Below are 19,235 nucleotides of genomic sequence, written 5' to 3'. Positions count from 1 at the left end.
GTCTGCCACACGGTTCGCGGGCGTGGGACATCGGTCTCGGATGCTGAGACGGTGCGGCCCCGGCGCGGTCTGCGCCGGGGCCCGCGAACACCCAGGTCAGACGATTTTGTGGACCCATCCGTACGGGTCGGGACGCGTGCCGTACTGGATGCCGACCAGCTCCTGGCGGAGCCGCATCGACACCTCGCCGGGCTCGCCGTCCCCGATCGTCCACTCCCGGTCCCGGCCCCGGACCCGGCCGACCGGGCTGATGATCGCGGCGGTGCCGCAGCCGAACACCTCGGTGATCTCGCCGGACGTGCAGCCGGCCTGCCACTCGTCGATGCTGATCTTGCCCTCCTCGGCGGGGACGCCGAGGTCGGGCGCCAGCTTGAGCATGGAGTCGCGGGTCACGCCGGCGAGCAGCGTGCCGGTGAGCGCGGGCGTGAGCAGCCGGGCCCCCGCGCCGGACCCGTAGACGAACATCAGGTTCATCGAGCCGACCTCCTCGACCCAGCGGTGCTCCACCGCGTCGAGCCAGACGACCTGGTCGCAGCCCTGCGCGACGGCCTCGGCCTGGCCGGCGAAGGACGCGGCGTAGTTGCCGCCGAACTTGGCCTCGCCGGTGCCGCCGGGCGCGGCGCGCGTGTAGTCCTGCGACAGCCAGACCGAGACGGGCTTGACGCCGCGCGGGTAGTACAGGCCGGACGGGGACGCGATGACCATGAAGAGGAACTCGCTCGCCGGGCTGTTGACGCCGAGCGCCCGGGTCGTGGCGAACATGAAGGGCCGCAGGTAGAGGCTGTGCCCCTCGGCGTCGGGGACCCAGTCCTTGTCGGTCCGGACGAGGAGCTCGATCGCGTCGACGAACAACTGCTCGGGGATCTCCGGCATCGCCATCCGGTGCGCGGACCGGTTCATCCGCGCCGCGTTCATGTACGGCCTGAAGGTGACGATCGAGCCGTCCGGCTGCTTGTAGGCCTTGAGACCCTCGAAGAGCTCCTGGGCGTAGTGGAACACCTGGGAGGCCGGGTCCATCGGGATCGGCCCGTACGGTTCGAGCCTGGCCTCGTGCCAGCCCCGCTCCGCCGAGTACCTGATCGTGATCATGTGATCGGTGAAGTGCCGGCCGAAGCCGGGATCGGCCAGGATCCGCGCGCGCTCGGCGGCGGTCGCGGGCCGCTCGGTGCGCGTGATCTCGAACTCCAGGGTGTCGCTCATCGCGGTTCGTCCTCTCGCGGATCGCCCAGGCGGCCCCATCGCCGCATCGGCTTCCTAGTCCCTATTGTCATACTTCGTCTAGACCTGCTCCTCCGTGCGCGGCGCATACGGATGACCGGGCGCGCCGCGAGGGCACGCCCGGTCTGGCCGGAGGCGGCGTGCCCCTAGCCGGATACTCGCTTCGCGATCGCGTCGCCGATCTGGGACGTGGTCCGGGCGCCGAGGGCGGCGCGCTCGGCCAGGTCGTCGGAGACGGCCTGCTCGACGCGGCGGGCGGCCTCACCCTCGCCGACGTGATCGAGCAGCATGGCGACGGACAGGATCGTGGCGGTCGGGTCGGCCTTGCCCTGCCCGGCGATGTCGGGCGCGCTGCCGTGCACCGGCTCGAACATCGACGGCGCGGTGCGGTCTGGGTTGACGTTGCCGGACGCGGCGAGCCCGATACCGCCCGCGATCGCCGCGCCGATGTCGGTGATGATGTCGCCGAACAGGTTGTCGGTGACGATCACGTCGAACCGCCCCGGCTGGCTGACGAAGAACATCGTGGCCGCGTCGACATGCACATAGTCCGTCGTGACCTGCGGATACTCCGCTCCGACCCGCTTCAGCGTCCGCTGGTAGAGGTCACCGGCGAAGGTCAGGACGTTGTCCTTGTGGACGAGTGTGAGCTTCTTGCGGGGCCGGGACGCGGCGACGTCGAACGCGTACCGGATGACCCGCTCCACGCCGTAGGCGGTGTTGACGCTCTCCTGCGTGGCGACCTCGTGCGGCGTGCCCTTCCGCAGCACACCGCCGACGCCGGTGTACGGCCCCTCGGTGCCCTCCCGGACCACGACCATGTCGATGTCGTCGGTCGTCACCCCGGCCAGCGGCGTCGCGACACCCGGGAAGAGCTTCACCGGGCGCAGGTTGACGTAGTGGTCGAGCTCGAACCGGGCCCGCAGCAGCAGGCCCCGCTCCAGCGTCCCGCTCGGCACGCTGGGGTCGCCGACGGCGCCGAGCAGGATGACCTCCTGCTCGCGCAGCTCCTCCAGGACCGAGTCGGGCAGCGTCTCCCCCGTCCGGTGCCAGCGGGCGGCGCCCAGGTCGTAGGCGGTCTGCTCGAAGGCCAGGTCACCGGACACGGCGTCGAGGACCTTCAGTCCCTCGGCGACCACCTCGGGGCCGATCCCGTCCCCCGGGATGACGGCCAGACGAATGCTGCGCGAAGCCATGCGCGCACTCTACTGCAAACGTCTCAGTGCTTGGGCTCTCATCTCACATTTCGGGCAAGCCCGCAATCTCCGCACATTCCACCACCCGGCACCCGGTAGTACAGGCAGCAGTTGTTCCGGACGAACCCGCCGGCCCCGAACTCCCCCGCACCGGCGAGCGGCCCCCGCCCGAGCAGCTCACGCACCAGCGCCACACGACCATCGGGCCCGACGTTCAAACTCCCCGCGAGCGCCGACGCGGCGTTCCCCCACAACAAGCCGTCCGCAAGGCCGACGAACCCCAGCATCACCTCACGCAGAGGCCGCAACTGCCCGTCCACGACCACCCGCTCGACAAGCCCGACAGCCTCCCCCACAGACCCGACCCGCCACCCACGCGGCTCATCGAGCCCCAACTCGATCGCTTCCCCTGCCGCCCACCGCCAGCGCAGCCCACCCAAGTCGGGGACGATCCCCCGAGCCGCCGCCGCGACGACCGGCGACCACAATCGAGCCGCAAGCCCCTGGAACACCAGCGAAGCGGCCACCCGCCGCTCCCCCGTCCCCAGTTTCTCGGCGTAGTCGTCCGTCAACGCCGCCAGCAGCGCCCAGTCCCCAGGAAAAGCACCCCACCCAGCCCCGCCCGCCGGAGAAGTGCCGACATCAAAGTAAGGCCCGATCCGAGCAACGTCCCGCAAAACCCCCACGACCTCGGCCGCCCCGACCTCAAGCGCCATCCCCCCAGTCTCGCACCACGACCTCACCCACCCCGAACCAAACGGCCGCCGGGAACCGAGGTCGATCGCCCAGTCGGCGAACTTGACGACGTGCAGGTCGTGCTGCGGGAGATGCAAACATGACCCGCTCGCACGACAAGCGAGCCGCGAACGGGCCGCCGTAGGCCGCCGTAAGGAGACAGGAGGGCCCGCGACGGTCCGACGCGACGTTCTAGGGCGAGCTCGTGGCCCCACCAGTTCAGCATCGAAAACCGCGACGACCGGGAGGAGCCGTGCGCGCAGGCATCAGCCATTGCCGCAACCACGCAACGACCTCAACGGTCGCGATCGCGTCCGAAGGCAGGGGCGAGCGAAGCGAGACCCTGATCGCGCAGCGAGCCGCTAGGCGAGTCGGATGCGATGCCAGCGATCGCCCGCAGTGCCCGACGATGGAGGGCCGTCAAGGCCCGAAGGAGGAGGGCACTGCAATGAACACAGCAGGGCCGCTAGGCCCGAAGGAGGAGAAAAAAGCAATTCAGTCCGCCCGCCGGTCCAGGGCCGTTTGCAGGGCTCGGGCGGCTTCTTCCTGGGCGTCGTCGTCGGCGGGCGTGTTGGTCCAGGTGTCGTTCATGAGGTTGCTCCTGAGTCGCTGGGCTTCGGCCAGAGGGGCGCGGCCGGGATGCCGTGGTTCGCACGGTCCGGGCGCGGCATCGGACTCACGGCCAGGCAGGGCCTCCGCAGCGGGTGCCGGCCTGCCGATGATCAGGCCCCGCTGCGGCAGCGAAGGATTTCCACGAAGCGCCGCATGACTACCTGTGAGATTACCTCCGCCTCCGCGGGGTGTCCCGACCCGTGGCAGATAATCTCACTATCCGAGATGATCGCGGGCGGGCGTCCGGGACGCCCGCCCGGGTTCCGGTCAGCCTTCGAGGTCGACGCGGCGGCCCATGTCGGCACCGACCTCGCGGGTGATGGCGTCGACGAGCTGGGGCGGGATGGCCGAGTCGACGGTCAGCGCGATCAGCGCCTTGCCGCCCTTGGCGTCCCGGCCGACCTGCATGCCGGCGATGTTGACCTGCTCGTCGCCGAGCAGCTTGCCGACCGCGCCGACGATGCCGGGGCGGTCGACGTAGGAGAAGAACGCCATGTGCTCGGTCGGCACGAGCTCCATGTCGTAGCCGTTGATCTCGACGATCCGCTCGGCGTGCTTCGGGCCGGTGAGCGTGCCGGACACCGACACGACGCCGCCGTCGGCCATCGTGCCGCGGACCTGCACGACGTTGCGCCAGTCGGGGCTGTCCTCGCTGGTGGTGAGGGTGACCTCGACGCCGCGGTCGCGGGCCAGCAGCGGCGCGTTGACGAAGGTCACCGCCTCCTCGATGACGTCCACGAACACGCCCTTGAGGGCGGCGAGCTCCAGGACCTTCACGTCGTGCTCGGCGATCTCGCCGCGGACGACGACGTCGAGGCGCACGGGGACGCCCCCGGCGAGGGAGGTGAAGATGCGGCCGAGCTTCTCGGCGAGCGGCAGGCCGGGCTTGACGTCCTCGGCGACCGCGCCGCCCTGCACGTTCACGGCGTCCGGGACGAACTCGCCGGACAGCGCGAGCTTCACCGAGCGGGCGACCTGGGTGCCCGCCTTCTCCTGCGCCTCGTGGGTGCTGGCGCCGAGGTGCGGGGTGACGACGACGCTGTCGTGGTGGAACAGGGGGCTCTCGGTGCACGGCTCGGTGCTGAACACGTCGATGCCGGCGCCGGCGACGCGGCCGTCCTTGAGCGCGAGGTCGAGGGCCGCCTCGTCGACGATCCCGCCGCGGGCGGCGTTGACGATCCGCACCGTGGGCTTGACCTGCTGGAGCTCGCGGTCGCCGATGAGGCCGAGGGTCTCGGGCGTCTTCGGCAGGTGGACGGTGATGAAGTCGCTCTCGCGGAGCAGCTCCTCCAGCGTGACGAGCTTCACGCCGAGCTGCGCGGCGCGGGCGGCCTGCACGTAGGGGTCGAACGCGATGACGTTCATGTCGAAGGCGGCGAGGCGCTGGGCGACGAGGACGCCGATCCGGCCGAGGCCGAGGACGCCGACGGTCTTGCCCTGCAGCTCGACGCCGGTGTACTTGGACCGCTTCCACTCGCCCTGCTTGAGGGCGGCGTGGCCCTGCGGAACGTTCCGCGCGGTGGCGAGGAGCAGCGCGATCGCGTGCTCGGCGGCGGTGACGATGTTGGACGTGGGCGCGTTGACGACCATGACGCCGGCCTTGGTGGCGGCCTCCACGTCGACGTTGTCGAGGCCGACGCCGGCGCGGGCGACGACGCGGAGCCTCCCGGCGTGCCGGAACACCTCCGCGGTGACCTTGGTGGCGCTGCGCACGATCAGCGCGTCGACGTCGGCGACGGCGGGCAGCAGCCGCTCTTTGTCTCCGCCGTCGACGTGGCGGACATCGAAGTCGGCTTCCAGCACGGCGATGCCGGCCGGGGAGAGTTCTTCTGCGACGAGGACGACGGGCTTGCTCAAGGAAACAGTCCTTCGGAAGTGGATGTTCGTGTGATCTGCAGGTGAAGTCGCGAGTCACCTCGTCGTGCCCTCGCCCCGTCGGCGAGTCTATAACCCGCAGGCGACCGGGGTTCGCGGCGGGGAAACACCCACCGGTAACTCCGATATGTCGTGTGTCACGCGGCGTTCGGCTCGGGCACCGACGCCAGCACGGACGCGACCCGCTCGGCGTCGCGGACGTGCACGTGCGGGACGTCCACGAACACCCGCAGCGGCCCCGCCGGCAGCCCCAGCTCGTCCGCGACCTGCGTCTGCACCTCGCGCAGCGGGATGTACATCAGGTAGGCCCGGTGGACGTTCTGCGACCGGAACATCGCGGTCATGATGAGCCGGTAGCCGCGGATGCGGAACGACAGCGCGGTGAGGGCCGGCAGCCCGTCGGCCGGCTCCCCCGGGATCGTCAGTGAGATCCAGGCGCTCGTCGTCCACGGCCGGGCGCGCAGCAGGTCCACCACCCAGCGGACCTGGTCGTGGCCGTCCAGGTCGTGCAGCCGCGGCCAGTACCGCCCGCGGACGACGCTGCGGGTGCGCTCCTGCGCGCGCCGGACGAGCCGCGCCCGGTCACCGTGCTCGCGCAGGATCGGGTCCTCCCAGCTGAGCGAGGCGACCTCGAACAGCAGCGGCGGGCCCTCGATGATGGGCCCGCCGTCCTCCAGCCCGGCCTCGCCGGCCGTCCAGACGTGCCGCAGCACGCCGATCCACGCCTGCCCGCACGTCTCCCAGCGCCGGACGTCCTTGTCCTCTCCCGCCGGCATGTCACGGCTCCTCGCAATTCGTTCCCCGGCCCGCCGCCCGGACCCGGGAATTACCTGCCCGCCGCATTGCCGCCCCGGCAATGAATTCCCGCCCGTCTCCGGCCGGTGACCTTCCGTTGTCGTCGATCGGCCTCACACCGTCCATGCGCTCGCCCCAAGGCCCGCTCCGGCGGCGGCAACGTGAGTGTTCGCGCAGGTTCTCCCGCACCTGCCGCGGCCGTCACGGCTTTCTTCAAGTATCCGCTAAAGTACCCGAAAACGACAGGGATATTTATCCCCGGGGCATCTTCACCGGCATTCTGACCTGTGCGCCGATGATCGGTCACTGGACATTGTCCAAACGATCGCGATAAGTCTCACCAGGGGTCGGGGACGTCCCGGTAGAGCACGATGTACCCGTCCTGCCGGAAGACCTCCGCGTAGCCCTCCGCCTTCAGCTCCGCCACCCGCAGGCGCTGCTCGGCGGGCGAGCCGAAGGGGAACTCCAGCCGTCCGATGTAGGCGATCACCCAGGGCGCGCCGTGCGACCGGTCGTCCCAGAGCAGCACGCGGGCGCGGGACGTCAGCGCCGGGCCGACGCCGTTGGCCGCCTCGACGAGCGCGCCGTCCGGGATCTTCGAGGCCGCCGCCGAGGCCGCCCGCGCCCGCTCGTTCTGCCGCCACAGCGCCGGGTCGGCCAGGTGCCGGTAGGCGAAGAACGGCACGCAGGCGAGCACCGCGGCGAGCACCCCGGCCATCGGCAGCACGGACGGGAGCCGCCCCGCGGCCGGGACCCTGCCGCGCAGCCGGGCCGCGCCGTCGGCCGCCGCCAGGACGAGCACCCCGATGATGAACGCGTTGTAGTGGTAGTGCGGCTCCCACCAGTTGCTGAAGCCGCTGGCGAGCATCCGCTCGGCGAGGAGCGGGACGGCGGTCAGGGTCAGCGGGGAGGCCAGCGGCAGCAGGAGCAGCGGCAGGACGACCAGGGCCATCGTGAGGAGCTTCCGCGGCGGGGTGCCGAGGACGGTCACGACGTCCCACGGGTGGGTGAGCGCGTGCGCGGCGGCGTGCGGCAGGTCGGGGCCGAGGGAGCCGTACGCCCAGTAGTAGTCGTTGTCCCCGCCTAGCGCGGCGATGAGCAGGCGGGAGCAGACCCAGGTGGCGGCCAGGCCGACCGCGAGGTAGGCGAGGCCCTCCCGGCGGTCGGCGGGAGCCAGCAGGTCGCGCAGGGTCCGGCGCTCCCGCAGGTCGGGACGGGCCAGCAGGTAGAGGCCGAAGCCGGCGAGCAGCAGCCCCATGTCCTCCTTGACCAGCAGCAGGAGGCACGCGGCCAGCGCGGCCTGCCCCCGCCGTCCCGCGTCGTGCCGCTCGACCATCAGCGCAGACAGCAGCGGCACGAAGGCGACCTCGTGGAAGTCGAACGCGAGCGCCTCCGCGATCGGCCACGACAGCGCGTAGGCGCCGGCGGCGCAGTACGCGGCGCCGGCGCCGAGCCTCCGCTCGGTGTAGCGCCAGATCGGCGGGACGGCGAGCGCCAGCAGGACGGCCTGCGCGACGAGCAGGGTCTCCGGGCCGTCGTGGATCCAGTAGAGGGGCGCGAGGAGCGCCAGGATCGGGGAGAAGTGGTCGCCGAGGATGGAGAAGTCCGGGCCGAAGTCGTTGTGGACGCCCTTGACCATGGCGACCGGCAGGTCGAACCGGCTGTAGGAGCGGATCGCCTGGTCGAAGATCACCAGGTCGTAGCTGCCGCTCCGGAAGGCGTGCAGCCGCATCAGCGAGTACGCCGCGTACAGCAGCGCGCTCGCCGCGACCAGCGCCGCGAGCGCGGCGCCGCGCCGGTCCGGACCCTCGTGGTCCGCGGGGGCCGCGCCCGCCGGCCCCTCCACCGCAACCGCCTCAGCCACGCGCCGGACGCTACCACCGGCGCCGGCGCGCGGCCGATCCGCCCGCCGCGCGTTTACCAAGATCCGCCGCGGGTTTCGTCGGGCGGGGCGGGTCTCAGGACAGGACGCGGCGCCCCATGGGGAGCCGGGAGCGGGTCACGGCCCCCGCGAAGCAGGCCGCGACGAGCGGGATCCCGAGGCCGATCGCCAGCAGGAGCAGCCAGGGGACGTCGACGATCGCCCCGTGGGCCGGGATGCCGACGTCCCCCGCGCTCTCGGTGAGCGGCCGCGTCACCGCGAGGCCGGGCACGAGCCCGCCCGCGAGGCCGAGCCAGCAGCCGAGCACCGTGATGAACGCGGCCTGGCCCATCGTCAGCAGCCGGCGGGTGCGCGGCCGGGCGCCGACCGCCGCGAGCGTCGCGACGTCGGGACGCGCGTCCGCGGCCGCCAGGCTCGTCGCGATCAGCGAGGCGCCGAGGGCGAGGACGGCCGCGGCCGCGCCGAGCAGCAGGGTGGGCTTGTCGTAGGAGTCGGTGAAGCCCCGCTCGACGTAGACCAGGTCGTCGTAAGGGGTGGAGGCGGCCAGCGTCTTCTCCAGCTTCGCCTGCTCGGCCGGGGTGACGCGGTGGTCGGCGCGGTCGATGCCGTACGCCTCCGTCCGGACGGTGGTGTCCGCCCGCTCGGCGACCCGCTCCGCGACCTCGGGCGGCACGATCGCCGCCACGTGGGGGTCGCCCTCGACCGCGACGGCCGGGAGGTCCTTGACCGTTCCCGCCGTGTGCTCCTGGTCGTCGGCCCAGTAGCTGATCGTGGCGGTGACCTTCCCGCCGGCGGGCGGACGCGTCCCGAACAGGACGATCTTTCCCTCGGCCAGCGCCGCCGCCACCGCGGGATCGTCGCGGCCGAGCAGCATCCGGGCCTCCCGCGCACCGCCGACCACGTTGTCCACGATGTTGAAGCCGGACATCTCGTCCTCGTCGGGGGTGAAGGCCACGCTCTTGCACCGCGACGGGTCGGGGTCCATGCAGGTGGAGCCCTCCCCGGGCAGCGCGCGCAGCGTGACGAGGGGCACGCCGGGCAGGGCGTCCCGGAGCGCCGGGGCGACCGCGTCCGCCTTCTCGACCGGAGGCCTGATCATCGTCGCTCCCATGGGCAGCTCCGCCCGGTAGTCCAACTGCTCCTGCCGGAAGTCGCTGGCGCCCCCGATGGCCAGCGCGGTGATCCCGGCGACGGCCGCGGTGATCGCGGCGATGGCGGGTGCGGTGCGGGCCCGGTTGCGGGCCCCGTCCCGGACCGCGAGACGCAGCGGCAGCGGGAGCCGGTGCGCGAGCCGCCCGGTCGCCCCGACGAGCCACGGGCAGGCGACGACGAGCCCGATGATGATCGCGGCGGCGCCGAACGCGGCGCCGAACTCGTGCAGCACACGGACGCCCGCCAGCGACCCCGCGACGCCCGCGACGACGAGCAGGCCGCCGACGACGGGCCAGCCCCGGCGGGCGCGGCCGGGCGGCTCGCGGCGCCCGGCGAGGGCGGCGACGACGTCCATCCGGGCGGCCTGCCGGGCGGGGATCAGGGCGGCGAGCAGCCCGGTGACCAGGCCGAGCAGCGCCGTCACGGCGACCGCGGACCACGGCACCCGGAACGGGCCGAACGGCTCGGCGCCGTTCGCCTCGGCGACCCGTATGATGACCGCCGCGGCGGCGACCCCGAGTGCGGTCCCGGCGACGGCGGCGATGCCGCCGAGCAGCAGGCCGCTCGCCAGGACGACGGCGCGCAGATGCCGGCCGGCGCCGCCCGACGCCGCGACGAGCGCGAGCTCGCGGCGCCGCCGCCGCACGTCGACGACGAGCGCGGGGCCGGCGAGCAGGACGACCTGGAGGACGGCCATCGCGACGATCATCGCCAGGATCGCCGACTCGGCGGGGGCGGACGTCGCCTCGACGCCGGTCTCGCTCGCGGTCTTCCTGATCACGGCCAGGGCGACCACGACGCAGACCGGCAGCCCGATCATGCACAGCACCAGCGCGGTGCGGCCCTTCGCGCGCAGCGCGTCCTGCCGGGCCATGCGCAGTGCGAAGGCGTAGCGGTTCACGTCGTCTCCTGGAGAAGGGTCTCGGGGCCGGACGGGGCCGGCGTGGCGTCGACGATCCGGCCGTCGCGCAGGAAGACGATCCGGTCGGCCCAGGCGGCGTGCCGGGACTCGTGCGTGACCATCAGGCAGGACGCGCCCGCGTCGCAGCGGCCGCGCAGGACGCGCATGACGTCCTCGCCGGTGTGGCTGTCGAGCGCCCCGGTCGGCTCGTCGGCGAGGACGAGCCGGCGTTCGCCGACCAGCGCGCGGGCGATGGCGACGCGCTGCTGCTGGCCGCCGGACATCTCGTCCGGGAACCGCCCGGCCAGGTCCTCGACGCCGACCTCGGAGAGCGCCCGCCGCGCCTCCTGGCGGGCCTGCCGCGCGCGGACGCCGTCCAGCTCGCGCGGCAGCATGACGTTCTCGGCCGCGGTGAGGCTCGGGATGAGGTTGAGGTCCTGGAAGACGTAGCCGACGTGGCCGCGGCGCAGGGCCGACCGGCCGGCGGGTCCGAGCGGGCCGAGGTCGGTCCCGGCCACGACGATCTGGCCGGAGGTGGGGGTGTCCAGGCCCCCGGCGAGCGTCAGCAGGGTCGACTTGCCGGAGCCGGACGGGCCCATCACGGCGACGAACTCGCCCGCGGCGACGTCCAGGCTCACCTCGCGGAGCGCGTGGACGAGGGACGGGCCGGAGCCGTGGTCGCGGGAGACGTCCCGCATGGACAGGGCGTTCATCGGCGCGCCTCCTCGTCGGTCCGCGCCGGTGCCTCCGCGGGCGCGGCGGGGGCGGCGGGCATGGCGCGGGTGACGTAGGACTCGCAGTGGTCCAGCCAGCGCACCTCGGCCTCCGCCTGGAAGATCATCGATTCCAGGACCAGCCGCCAGGCGCGGTCGCCCTGGTCGGCGGGGACGGCGGGGCCGTCGGCCTTGAGCCGGGTGAGGTCCTGGAGGGCGCGCAGCGTGGCGGTCCGCTGGGTCTGCACGACCTGCGCGACGTCCACGCCGGGGGTGGTGACGGCCATCGCCAGCTTGATCGCCAGCTCGTCGCGGGGGCGGTCGGACCGGGCGATCGGGGTGGCGAACCACCGCCGGACGTCCGCCTCCCCCGCCGGGGTGATCCGGTAGACGAAGCGGCCCTCGTCGTCGGCGCCGACGCGGGTGACGAGGTCGTCGCGTTCGAGCCGGGAGAGCGTGGAGTAGACCTGCCCGATGTTGAGCGGCCAGGTGGCGCCGGTGGACGACTCGAACTCGGCGCGCAGCTGGTAGCCGTAGCGGGGCCCCTGGGACAGCAGTGCCAGCAGGCCGTGACGTATTGACATACCTACCAAGTATGCATACCGAGTATGGGTAGGGCAATACCGAGTATGCATCCAGGAGGACACACCGCCGGGATTTCACTGTGCGCGACCGTCCGGAGCCTTAACGTGACCGATGTCCCCGGCCGATCAGGAGATGACCCGTGACCTCGGACAGCACCATCAGCGTCCTGCATGACGTCCTGCGCGTGTACGACCACCGCTACCTGAGCCTCGACCGGCTCCAGCGGGAACGGCTCGTCGAGGGCACCCGCCGCGTCATCGGCGAGGAGGGCCTGAGCGACGCCGCCCGCGCCGCCATGCCCGCGTCCGCGCGGCTCCGGGCGTTCTGCATCCAGCACGGCCTGCGCGAGGAGCTGGAGCGGCTGATCCGCGACGAGGTCGAGGGCAGCCCGGCGGGCGCGGTCGTGGTCGGCGGCCGGATCTACGCGATGTACCCCTACCTGCGCGGCGTCCCGCGCCAGGACGCCGACATCACCACCGAGGTCGGCGTCGAGCACCGGCTGGAGTCGGTCGCCTGGCAGGGCAGGAAGGTGCGGATCCGCGGCTTCGCCAAGCTCCAGCGCGTCGAGACGAACCGCACGGCCGTCGACGTCATCCTGCGGGAACGGACGTCCGGGAAGGAGCACGGCTTCCCCGCCGACCCCCGCGACGACGGCGCCGGGCGGTTCGAGGCCGTCGCCGACCCCGCCGCCATCGAGCCGGGACGCTGGGACGTGCACGTGGCCGCGACCGCCCTCGGCGTGACCCGCGAGGCCCGCTTCGGCTCCGTGCGCGCCGCCGGGGTGCGGACGGCGCCGCAGCGGCGGAAGGCCGGGCCCAAGGACGTCGGCGTCTACTTCACCAAGGGCGGGCACCTGGCCCTCGTCGTCGCCGAGCCGCCGCCCCCCGCCTCACTCGGCGCCCGGATCCGCCGCGCCCTCCGCCGCTGACAGCGCACGACGGACACTCCAGAACACAACAGACACGCCACAGCACAACAGACACGACAGAGCACGACGGCGCGGGACCCGCCCTCGGGCCCCGCGCCGCCTGGAAGAACGGGCCTCAGTCGTTGAGCCAGCTCATCATCGGGCGCAGCTCGGCGCCCGTCTTCTCGATCGGGTGCGCGGCCAGCTCCTCGCGGTACTGCTGGAACTGCTTCTGGCCGCCCTCGAACTCGTCCACCAGCTCCTTGGCGTACTGGCCGGACTGGATCTCGCCGAGGATCTTCTTCATCGCGGCCTTGGTCTCCGGCGTGATCACGCGCGGGCCGCGGCTGTAGCCGCCGTACTCGGCGTTGTCGGACACCGACCAGTACATCTTGGAGACGCCGCCCTCGTACATCAGGTCGACGATCAGCTTCATCTCGTGGAGGACCTCGAAGTAGGCCACCTCCGGCTGGTAGCCGGCCTCGGTCAGCACCTCGAACCCGGTCTTGATGAGCTCGGAGACGCCGCCGCACAGCACCGACTGCTCGCCGAACAGGTCGGTCTCGGTCTCCTCGGTGAAGGTGGTCTTGATGCCGCCCGCGCGCAGGCCGCCGATGGCCTTGGCGTAGGACAGGGCCAGTGGCCAGGCGCTGCCGGACGGGTCCTTCTCCACGGCCACGATCACCGGCACGCCGCGCCCGGCGACGAACTGGCGCCGGACGAGGTGCCCCGGGCCCTTCGGCGCGACCATCGCCACGTCCACGCCCTCCGGCGGCTGGACGAGGTCGTAGCGGATGCTGAACCCGTGCCCGAAGAACAGCGCGTCGCCCTCGACGAGCGCGGGCTTGATGTCCTTCTCGAAGATCTCCCGGTGGTGGTGGTCGGGGGCCAGCAGCATGATGAGGTCGGCCTCCTCGGCCGCCTCCGCCGGGGTGACCACGCGCAGGCCCTCGGACTCCGCCTTCTCCCGGCTGGCCGACCCCTCGCGGAGCCCGACCCGCACGTCGACGCCGGAGTCGCGCAGCGAGAGCGCGTGCGCGTGCCCCTGGCTGCCGTAGCCGATGACCGCCACGTGCCGGCCCTGGATGACGCTCAGGTCGGCGGCGTCGTCGTAGAACATCTCAGCCACAGTGCTGTTGCCTTTCGTTGATGTGGGTTTCGTGTCGCCCGCGGGGCGGCCGTACGTCGCGGGGTCAGGCGCTGCGCTCGATGGCCCGCAGCGAGCGGTCGGTGATGGACCGGGCGCCGCGGCCGATGGCCACCATGCCCGACTGCACCAGCTCCTTGATGCCGAACGGCTCCAGGACCCTGATGAACGCGTCCAGCTTGTCGCGGTTGCCGGTCGCCTCGATGGTGACGGCGTCCGGCGCGACGTCCACCACCTTGGCACGGAACAGCGTCACCGTCTCCAGGACCTGCGACCGCGTCTCCGCGTCGGCGCGCACCTTGACCAGCACCAGCTCGCGCTGGACGGACGCCGACGGGTCCAGCTCGACGATCTTCAGCACGTTGATCAGCTTGTTGAGCTGCTTGGTGACCTGCTCCAGGGGCAGGTCGGCGACGTTCACCACGATCGTCATCCGGGAGATCTCCGGATGCTCGGTGGTGCCGACCGCGAGGGACTCGATGTTGAAACCGCGCCGGGAGAACAGCGCCGCGACCCGAGCCAGGATGCCGGGCTTGTTCTCCACCAGCACCGAGAGGGTGTGCAGGCTCATCGGGGTCAGTCTCCGTTCTCCCAGTCGGGCGCCATGTCCCGGGCGATCTTGATGTCGTCGTTGGTGGTGCCGGCCGCGACCATCGGCCAGACCATGGCGTCCTGGTGCACGACGAAGTCGATCACGACGGGCGCGTCGTTGATCTCCATGGCCTTGGCGATGACCTCGTCGACGTCCTCGGCCTTCTCGCAGCGCAGCCCGACACAACCGTACGCCTCGGCGAGCTTGACGAAGTCGGGGATCCGCTTGGCCGAGTGCAGATCGGTGTTGGAGTAGCGCTCGTTGTAGAAGAGCGTCTGCCACTGCCGGACCATGCCGAGGTTGCCGTTGTTGATCACGGCGATCTTGACCGGGATGCCCTCGATCGCGCAGGTCGCGAGCTCCTGGTTGGTCATCTGGAAGCAGCCGTCGCCGTCGATCGCCCAGACCGTGGTGTCGGCCGCGCCGACCTTGGCGCCCATCGCCGCCGGGACGGCGTACCCCATCGTGCCGGCGCCGCCGGAGTTCAGGAACGCGCCGGGCCGCTCGTACTTGATGAACTGCGCGGCCCACATCTGGTGCTGGCCGACGCCCGCGACGTAGTAGGCGTCCGGCCCGGCGATCTTCCCGATCCGCTCGATGACGTACTCCGGGGACAGCGAGCCGTCGCCGGGCGTGTCGTAGCCCAGCGGATACGTCTTGCGCCACGCGTCGAGCTGCCGCCACCAGTCGGTGTAGTCGCCCCTGCGGCCCGCCTCGTGCTCGTTCTGGACGGCGACGATCAGGTCGGCGATGACCTCCCGCGCGTCCCCGACGATCGGGACGTCCGCGTGCCGGTTCTTGGAGATCTCCGCCGGGTCGATGTCGGCGTGCACGACCTTGGCGCCCGGCGCGAACCCGTCCAGCTTGCCGGTGACGCGGTCGTCGAACCGGGCGCCGAGCGCGACCAGCAGGTCGGCGCGCTGCAGGGCGCCGACCGCGCCGACCGCGCCGTGCATGCCCGGCATGCCCATGTGCTGCGGGTGGCTGTCGGGGAGCGCGCCCTTGGCCATCAGCGTGGTGACGACGGGCGCGCCGGTCAGCTCGGTCAGCACCTTCAGCTCGGCGGACGCGCCGGCCTTCAGCACGCCGCCGCCGACGTAGAGCACCGGGCGCTCCGCCTGGACGATCAGCCGTGCCGCCTCGCGGACCTGCTTGGAGTGCGGCCGGGTGACGGGACGGTACCCGGGGAGCTGCAGCGGCACGGGCCACTCGAACGCGACCGTGGCCTGCAGGGCGTCCTTGGCGATGTCGACCAGCACGGGGCCCGGCCGCCCGGTGCCGGCGATGTGGAACGCCTCGGCGATCGTGCGGGCGATGTCCCCCGCCTTGGTGACCAGGAAGTTGTGCTTGGTGATCGGCATCGTGATGCCGGCGATGTCGGCCTCCTGGAAGCCGTCGGTCCCGATGAGGGAGGACGCGACCTGCCCGGTGATCGCGACCATCGGCACCGAGTCCATGTAGGCGTCGGAGATCGCGGTGACGAGGTTGGTCGCGCCGGGCCCGCTGGTGGCCATGCACACGCCCACCTTGCCGGTCACCATCGCGTAGCCCTGGGCGGCGTGGCCGGCGCCCTGCTCGTGCCGGACGAGGATGTGGCGCAGCTTCGCGGAGTCGAACAGCGGGTCGTAGGCCGGGAGGATCGCGCCACCCGGGATGCCGAACACCGTGTCGACGCCGACGTTCTCCAAGGCGCGGACCAGCGCCTGGGCTCCCGTCATCTGTTCGGTCGTCATGATTCTGCGGTTCCTTGGGGAGTGAGTCTGGCTCGCCGGGCAACAAAAAACCCCCGCCGCCGGGAGGCGGTCGAGGGGAGGCGCGCAGGACGGAAAGCTTGGTCAGCCTGCGCGCCGACCAAGTACTACGAGGATGGTGAAGGTGCTCTGCACGAGCCTTACTTTCGCCGATGTCCGCCCGCCGGTCAAATCCTTGGACGCTTTGTCTCAGATGTCGAGACGCCGTGTCCGGGCGGTCAGCCGGGCAGCGGCAGCGCGACATCGCCCGGACGGTCCTGCTCGGCGAGGTTCGTCCGGACCAGCGACTCGACCCGCCTCGCCTCCATCGGGCGCGCCACGAGGAACCCCTGGCCGCGCGGGCAGCCCATCTCGCGCAGCAGCTCCAGCTGCTCGGGCCGCTCGATGCCCTCCGCCACCACGGTCAGCCCGAGGTCGCTGCCGAGCCGCACGATCGTCCGGGTGAGCAGCGTCAGCGTGTCGTCCGAGCCGAGCCCCGCCACGAACGACGGGTCGATCTTGATGACGTCGACGGGCAGCTGCCCGAGGTAGGCGAGCGAGGCGTACCCGGTGCCGAAGTCGTCGATGGCGAGCCGGACGCCGAGGTCGCGCAGCTCCGACAGCCGGGCCACGTTCTGGCCCGCGTCCTCGACCAGGACCTCCTCGCGCACCTCCAGCGTGAGCGCCTGCGGCGGCAGCCCGGTCTCGGCCAGCGCCGCCGCGACCGACTCCACGAACCGCGGCGCGGCGATCTGCCGGGCGGTGAAGTTGACCGACAGGCCGACGTCCCACGCGTCGCCGCGCCACCGGGCGACCTCCCGGCACGCCTCCCGCAGCACCCAGTCGCCGAGCGGGATCATCAGGCCGGACTCCTCCGCCGGGCCGATGAACTCCTCCGGCGGCACCGCCTCGTTCTCCCGCCGCCAGCGCAGCAGCGCCTCCACCCCGGTGACCCGGGACGTCGACAGGTCCACCACCGGCTGGAACTCGACGGAGAACTGCTCCTCGGCGAGCGCGGCCTGCAGGTCGCTGCCCAGTTCCAGGCGCCGGACGACGTCGGCGTGCATGTGCGGCGCGAACACCTCGACCCGCCCGCCGCCGAGCTCCTTGGCGCGGGCCATGGCGAGGTCGCCGTTGCGCATCAGGTCGGCGGCGCTGCGGCGGACCCGGCGCCCCGCGTCGGCCCCGGCGCCGTCCGGCTGCTCCTCGTCCCCGGCGAAGGCGATGCCGACACTCGCCGTCAGCACGATGTGCTTGCTGCCGACCTGGTAAGGGTCGACCGAAAGCACGCGCAGGAGCCGACCGGCCAGTTCGACTGTGGCGCGCGTCTCACCGTCGTCCGGCGGCAGCTGGACGAGGACGGCGAACTCGTCGCCGCCCCACCGCGCCACCGTGTCGTCGGACTGGACGGTCGCGCGCAGCCGCCGGGCCGCCTGCGCGAGCACCTGGTCGCCCGCCGCGTGCCCGTCGGAGTCGTTCACCGCGGTGAACCCGTCCAGGTCGACGAACACCACCGCGGCCCGGCCGCCGGACGGCTGCCGCGACAGCACCTCGCGGGTGCGCTCCTCGAAGTAGGACCGGTTCGGCAGGCCCGTGAGCCCGTCGTGGAACGTCAGATGCGCGACCTGCCGCTGCAGCGCCGCCTGCTCGCTCAGGTCGCGGGTCGTCACCAGCAGCCGGGACGGCGCCCCGTCCGACCCGCTGTACCGGGAGATCGTCGACTCGGTCGGCACCCACGTCCCGTCCGCCGCGCGCAGCCGGCACGACACGCGCAGCACGTCCTGGGGGCCGACGTCGTCGGCCTGCTCGTCCAGGAACTCGGTGAACACGTCCTGGACGCGCGGCAGGTCCTCCGGGTGGATGATCTCGTTCAGCGGGCGGCCGAGCAGCTCGTCGGCCGTGTAGTGGTAGGTCCGCAGGGCGCCCGCGCTCGCGTACCGCACGGTGGCGTCCAGGTCGCAGATCAGCACCGCGTCGTTGATGCTCTCCGACAGCGCGCGGAAGTGCTCCTCGCCGGTGCCGACGGCCCGGCGCAGCGCGTCGTTCTCCCGCAGCAGCCCGGCGAGCCGCCCGATCAGCACCAGCGCCGCCGAGCCCGCGGCGATCGAGATGCCGGGCTCCAGGCCGTTGTGGCCGGTGAGCGAGTGGCCCGCGATGAACAGCGCCGCCGCGGCGGCCACCGCGGCGGGCGCGATGCCGGGCCCGATCATCCGGCCGCACTGCTCGCCGTCGACCTCGACGTCGGGCGGGATGTCGTCGACGGGCAGGTCCGGCTCGGCGGCCGGGCCCGTCCACGGCACCAGCAGCAGGAGCAGCAGCCCGGCGAGGCGCAGGATGTCGGACGGGTCGTCGGACGGGCCGCCGCCGTCCAGCCGGACGAACGTGGTCACGAGGTCGGCGACCGCGATGGCGGTCAGCGCGCCGTATCCCATCCAGGCGAGGCGGCGGTGCCCGCGGGCGGCGCCGAGGACGAACGGCAGCGCGCCGCAGACGAACACGATGTCGATCAGCGGGTACAGCAGTTCCAGCAGGAACTCCGAGGGCGCCTCCCCCGACCGGTGGTAGAGGCCTCCGAACAGCGCGACCCAGCCGAGCACGAACAGCGCGCAGGCGCAGACATAGGTGTCGGCGGCGTAGCGCAGCCACGTCCCCGCGTCCCGGGGCAGCCTGATCGGGGCGACCAGGCCGGTGACCAGCGCGACCAGCGCGAACAGGTAGAACAGGTCGGGCACCGACAGCGACAGGGCGCTGCGGACGTGCCCGTCGGACAGGGCGCTGCCGAGGGCGCCGACGAACCAGGACGCGGCGGCGATCCCGAACCACCGCCAGGAGGCGCGCCAGATCCCGCTTCGGCTCCCGGCGCCGTCCGCCGGGACGCCGTCGGGCATCCGCGACGACAGCAGCAGCGAGACCGCGGCGGCGCCGGCGGCGCCCACCTCGGCCCAGGCGATGAAGGCACGGCCGCCCCAGCCGAGCAGCGAGCCGGTGGCGTACAGCACCCCGACGACCGCGGCCATGGCGACCGGCAGCGCACGCGGCGGTATCCGCCTCGCGTAGTCGCCGCTCATCTCGCCGTGTCCCTTCCTGCCCCGGTGGAGCGAATCGGCCCCGCGGACGCCACGTCACGCCGGGGGAAAGAGTCGGGCCGAGGACCCTCGCCGTGTGGGTAACGGCCGGAAGGTCACGGACCGTGCC

Annotated in this window: 13 protein-coding genes and 1 pseudogene; 1 reads left to right on the top strand and 13 read right to left on the bottom strand. The window is 72.5% G+C overall.

Features of this window, described 5'->3' with window-relative positions; genetic code table 11:
• Window positions 1–96 precede the first annotated feature (96 nt).
• The 9 genes from K8Z49_RS42445 to K8Z49_RS42405 form a co-directional block, all read right to left on the bottom strand.
• Window positions 97–1,200: a branched-chain amino acid aminotransferase gene (locus K8Z49_RS42445; RefSeq protein WP_083597134.1), complete on the bottom strand. Its 1,104-nt coding sequence runs from the start codon at window positions 1,198–1,200 to the stop codon at window positions 97–99.
• A 164-nt stretch (window positions 1,201–1,364) separates the two neighbouring features.
• Complete coding sequence (locus K8Z49_RS42440) at window positions 1,365–2,414, bottom strand: 3-isopropylmalate dehydrogenase (protein ID WP_021596757.1); 1,050 nt, start codon at window positions 2,412–2,414, stop codon at window positions 1,365–1,367.
• Window positions 2,415–2,452: 38 nt separating this feature from the next.
• Window positions 2,453–3,130 carry a (2Fe-2S)-binding protein gene (locus tag K8Z49_RS42435; RefSeq protein WP_412516825.1) on the bottom strand — a complete coding sequence of 226 codons (678 nt, stop codon included), beginning with the start codon at window positions 3,128–3,130 and terminating at the stop codon, window positions 2,453–2,455.
• An 898-nt stretch (window positions 3,131–4,028) separates the two neighbouring features.
• Entirely contained in the window at window positions 4,029–5,618 is a 1,590-nt protein-coding gene (gene serA / locus K8Z49_RS42430; RefSeq protein WP_021596753.1) for a phosphoglycerate dehydrogenase, read from the bottom strand.
• Window positions 5,619–5,773: 155 nt separating this feature from the next.
• Window positions 5,774–6,412, bottom strand: coding sequence for a hypothetical protein (locus K8Z49_RS42425; RefSeq protein ID WP_021596752.1), 639 nt, complete (start codon window positions 6,410–6,412; stop codon window positions 5,774–5,776).
• Between the two features lie 356 nt (window positions 6,413–6,768).
• Window positions 6,769–8,295: a DUF2079 domain-containing protein gene (locus K8Z49_RS42420; RefSeq protein ID WP_146877478.1), complete on the bottom strand. Its 1,527-nt coding sequence runs from the start codon at window positions 8,293–8,295 to the stop codon at window positions 6,769–6,771.
• Window positions 8,296–8,389: 94 nt separating this feature from the next.
• Window positions 8,390–10,366 (bottom strand): ABC transporter permease, encoded by a 1,977-nt coding sequence (locus K8Z49_RS42415; RefSeq protein ID WP_412516824.1) that lies wholly within the window; start codon window positions 10,364–10,366, stop codon window positions 8,390–8,392.
• A complete protein-coding gene (locus tag K8Z49_RS42410; protein ID WP_412516823.1) occupies window positions 10,363–11,079 on the bottom strand; it encodes an ABC transporter ATP-binding protein in 717 nt (238 codons plus the stop codon). Before K8Z49_RS42410 ends, K8Z49_RS42415 begins: the two co-directional genes overlap by 4 nt.
• The gene (locus tag K8Z49_RS42405; RefSeq protein ID WP_412516822.1) at window positions 11,076–11,663 is read right to left on the bottom strand and encodes a PadR family transcriptional regulator; all 588 of its coding nucleotides are present in this window, start codon (window positions 11,661–11,663) and stop codon (window positions 11,076–11,078) included. Before K8Z49_RS42405 ends, K8Z49_RS42410 begins: the two co-directional genes overlap by 4 nt.
• 140 nt (window positions 11,664–11,803) lie before the next feature.
• Between K8Z49_RS42405 and K8Z49_RS42400 the strand changes: the two genes are divergently transcribed.
• Window positions 11,804–12,592: a hypothetical protein gene (locus K8Z49_RS42400; RefSeq protein ID WP_021595478.1), complete on the top strand. Its 789-nt coding sequence runs from the start codon at window positions 11,804–11,806 to the stop codon at window positions 12,590–12,592.
• A 115-nt stretch (window positions 12,593–12,707) separates the two neighbouring features.
• Here the strand turns inward: K8Z49_RS42400 and ilvC are convergent, their stop codons facing one another.
• The 4 genes and pseudogenes from ilvC to K8Z49_RS42380 form a co-directional block, all read right to left on the bottom strand.
• The gene (gene ilvC / locus K8Z49_RS42395) at window positions 12,708–13,691 is read right to left on the bottom strand and encodes a ketol-acid reductoisomerase (protein WP_021595477.1); all 984 of its coding nucleotides are present in this window, start codon (window positions 13,689–13,691) and stop codon (window positions 12,708–12,710) included.
• A gap of 73 nt (window positions 13,692–13,764) precedes the next feature.
• Window positions 13,765–14,289: an acetolactate synthase small subunit gene (gene ilvN / locus K8Z49_RS42390; RefSeq protein WP_021595476.1), complete on the bottom strand. Its 525-nt coding sequence runs from the start codon at window positions 14,287–14,289 to the stop codon at window positions 13,765–13,767.
• Window positions 14,290–14,294: 5 nt separating this feature from the next.
• Window positions 14,295–16,061: pseudogene (locus tag K8Z49_RS42385) on the bottom strand (acetolactate synthase large subunit); the annotation flags it as partial.
• A 218-nt stretch (window positions 16,062–16,279) separates the two neighbouring features.
• Window positions 16,280–19,108, bottom strand: a complete 2,829-nt coding sequence (locus K8Z49_RS42380; protein WP_412516821.1) for a putative bifunctional diguanylate cyclase/phosphodiesterase — start codon at window positions 19,106–19,108, stop codon at window positions 16,280–16,282.
• Window positions 19,109–19,235: the final 127 nt, after the last annotated feature.

This window comes from Actinomadura madurae (assembly GCF_047130825.1).
GTDB lineage: Bacteria > Actinomycetota > Actinomycetes > Streptosporangiales > Streptosporangiaceae > Spirillospora > Spirillospora madurae.
Note: the sequence above shows the minus strand (reverse complement) of the source record. Positions and strands in the feature narration are given on the sequence as shown.

Excerpts from the sequence above, each read along its gene's own strand:
- K8Z49_RS42405 (WP_412516822.1), bottom strand. The coding sequence starts at position 11,663 with ATGTCAATACGTCACGGCCTGCTGGCACTGCTGTCCCAGGGGCCCCGC.
- K8Z49_RS42410 (WP_412516823.1), bottom strand. The coding sequence starts at position 11,079 with ATGAACGCCCTGTCCATGCGGGACGTCTCCCGCGACCACGGCTCCGGC.
- K8Z49_RS42425 (WP_021596752.1), bottom strand. The coding sequence starts at position 6,412 with ATGCCGGCGGGAGAGGACAAGGACGTCCGGCGCTGGGAGACGTGCGGG.
- K8Z49_RS42380 (WP_412516821.1), bottom strand. The coding sequence starts at position 19,108 with ATGAGCGGCGACTACGCGAGGCGGATACCGCCGCGTGCGCTGCCGGTC.
- K8Z49_RS42445 (WP_083597134.1), bottom strand. The coding sequence starts at position 1,200 with ATGAGCGACACCCTGGAGTTCGAGATCACGCGCACCGAGCGGCCCGCG.
- ilvC (WP_021595477.1), bottom strand. The coding sequence starts at position 13,691 with ATGTTCTACGACGACGCCGCCGACCTGAGCGTCATCCAGGGCCGGCAC.
- K8Z49_RS42440 (WP_021596757.1), bottom strand. The coding sequence starts at position 2,414 with ATGGCTTCGCGCAGCATTCGTCTGGCCGTCATCCCGGGGGACGGGATC.
- K8Z49_RS42435 (WP_412516825.1), bottom strand. The coding sequence starts at position 3,130 with ATGGCGCTTGAGGTCGGGGCGGCCGAGGTCGTGGGGGTTTTGCGGGAC.
- ilvN (WP_021595476.1), bottom strand. The coding sequence starts at position 14,289 with ATGAGCCTGCACACCCTCTCGGTGCTGGTGGAGAACAAGCCCGGCATC.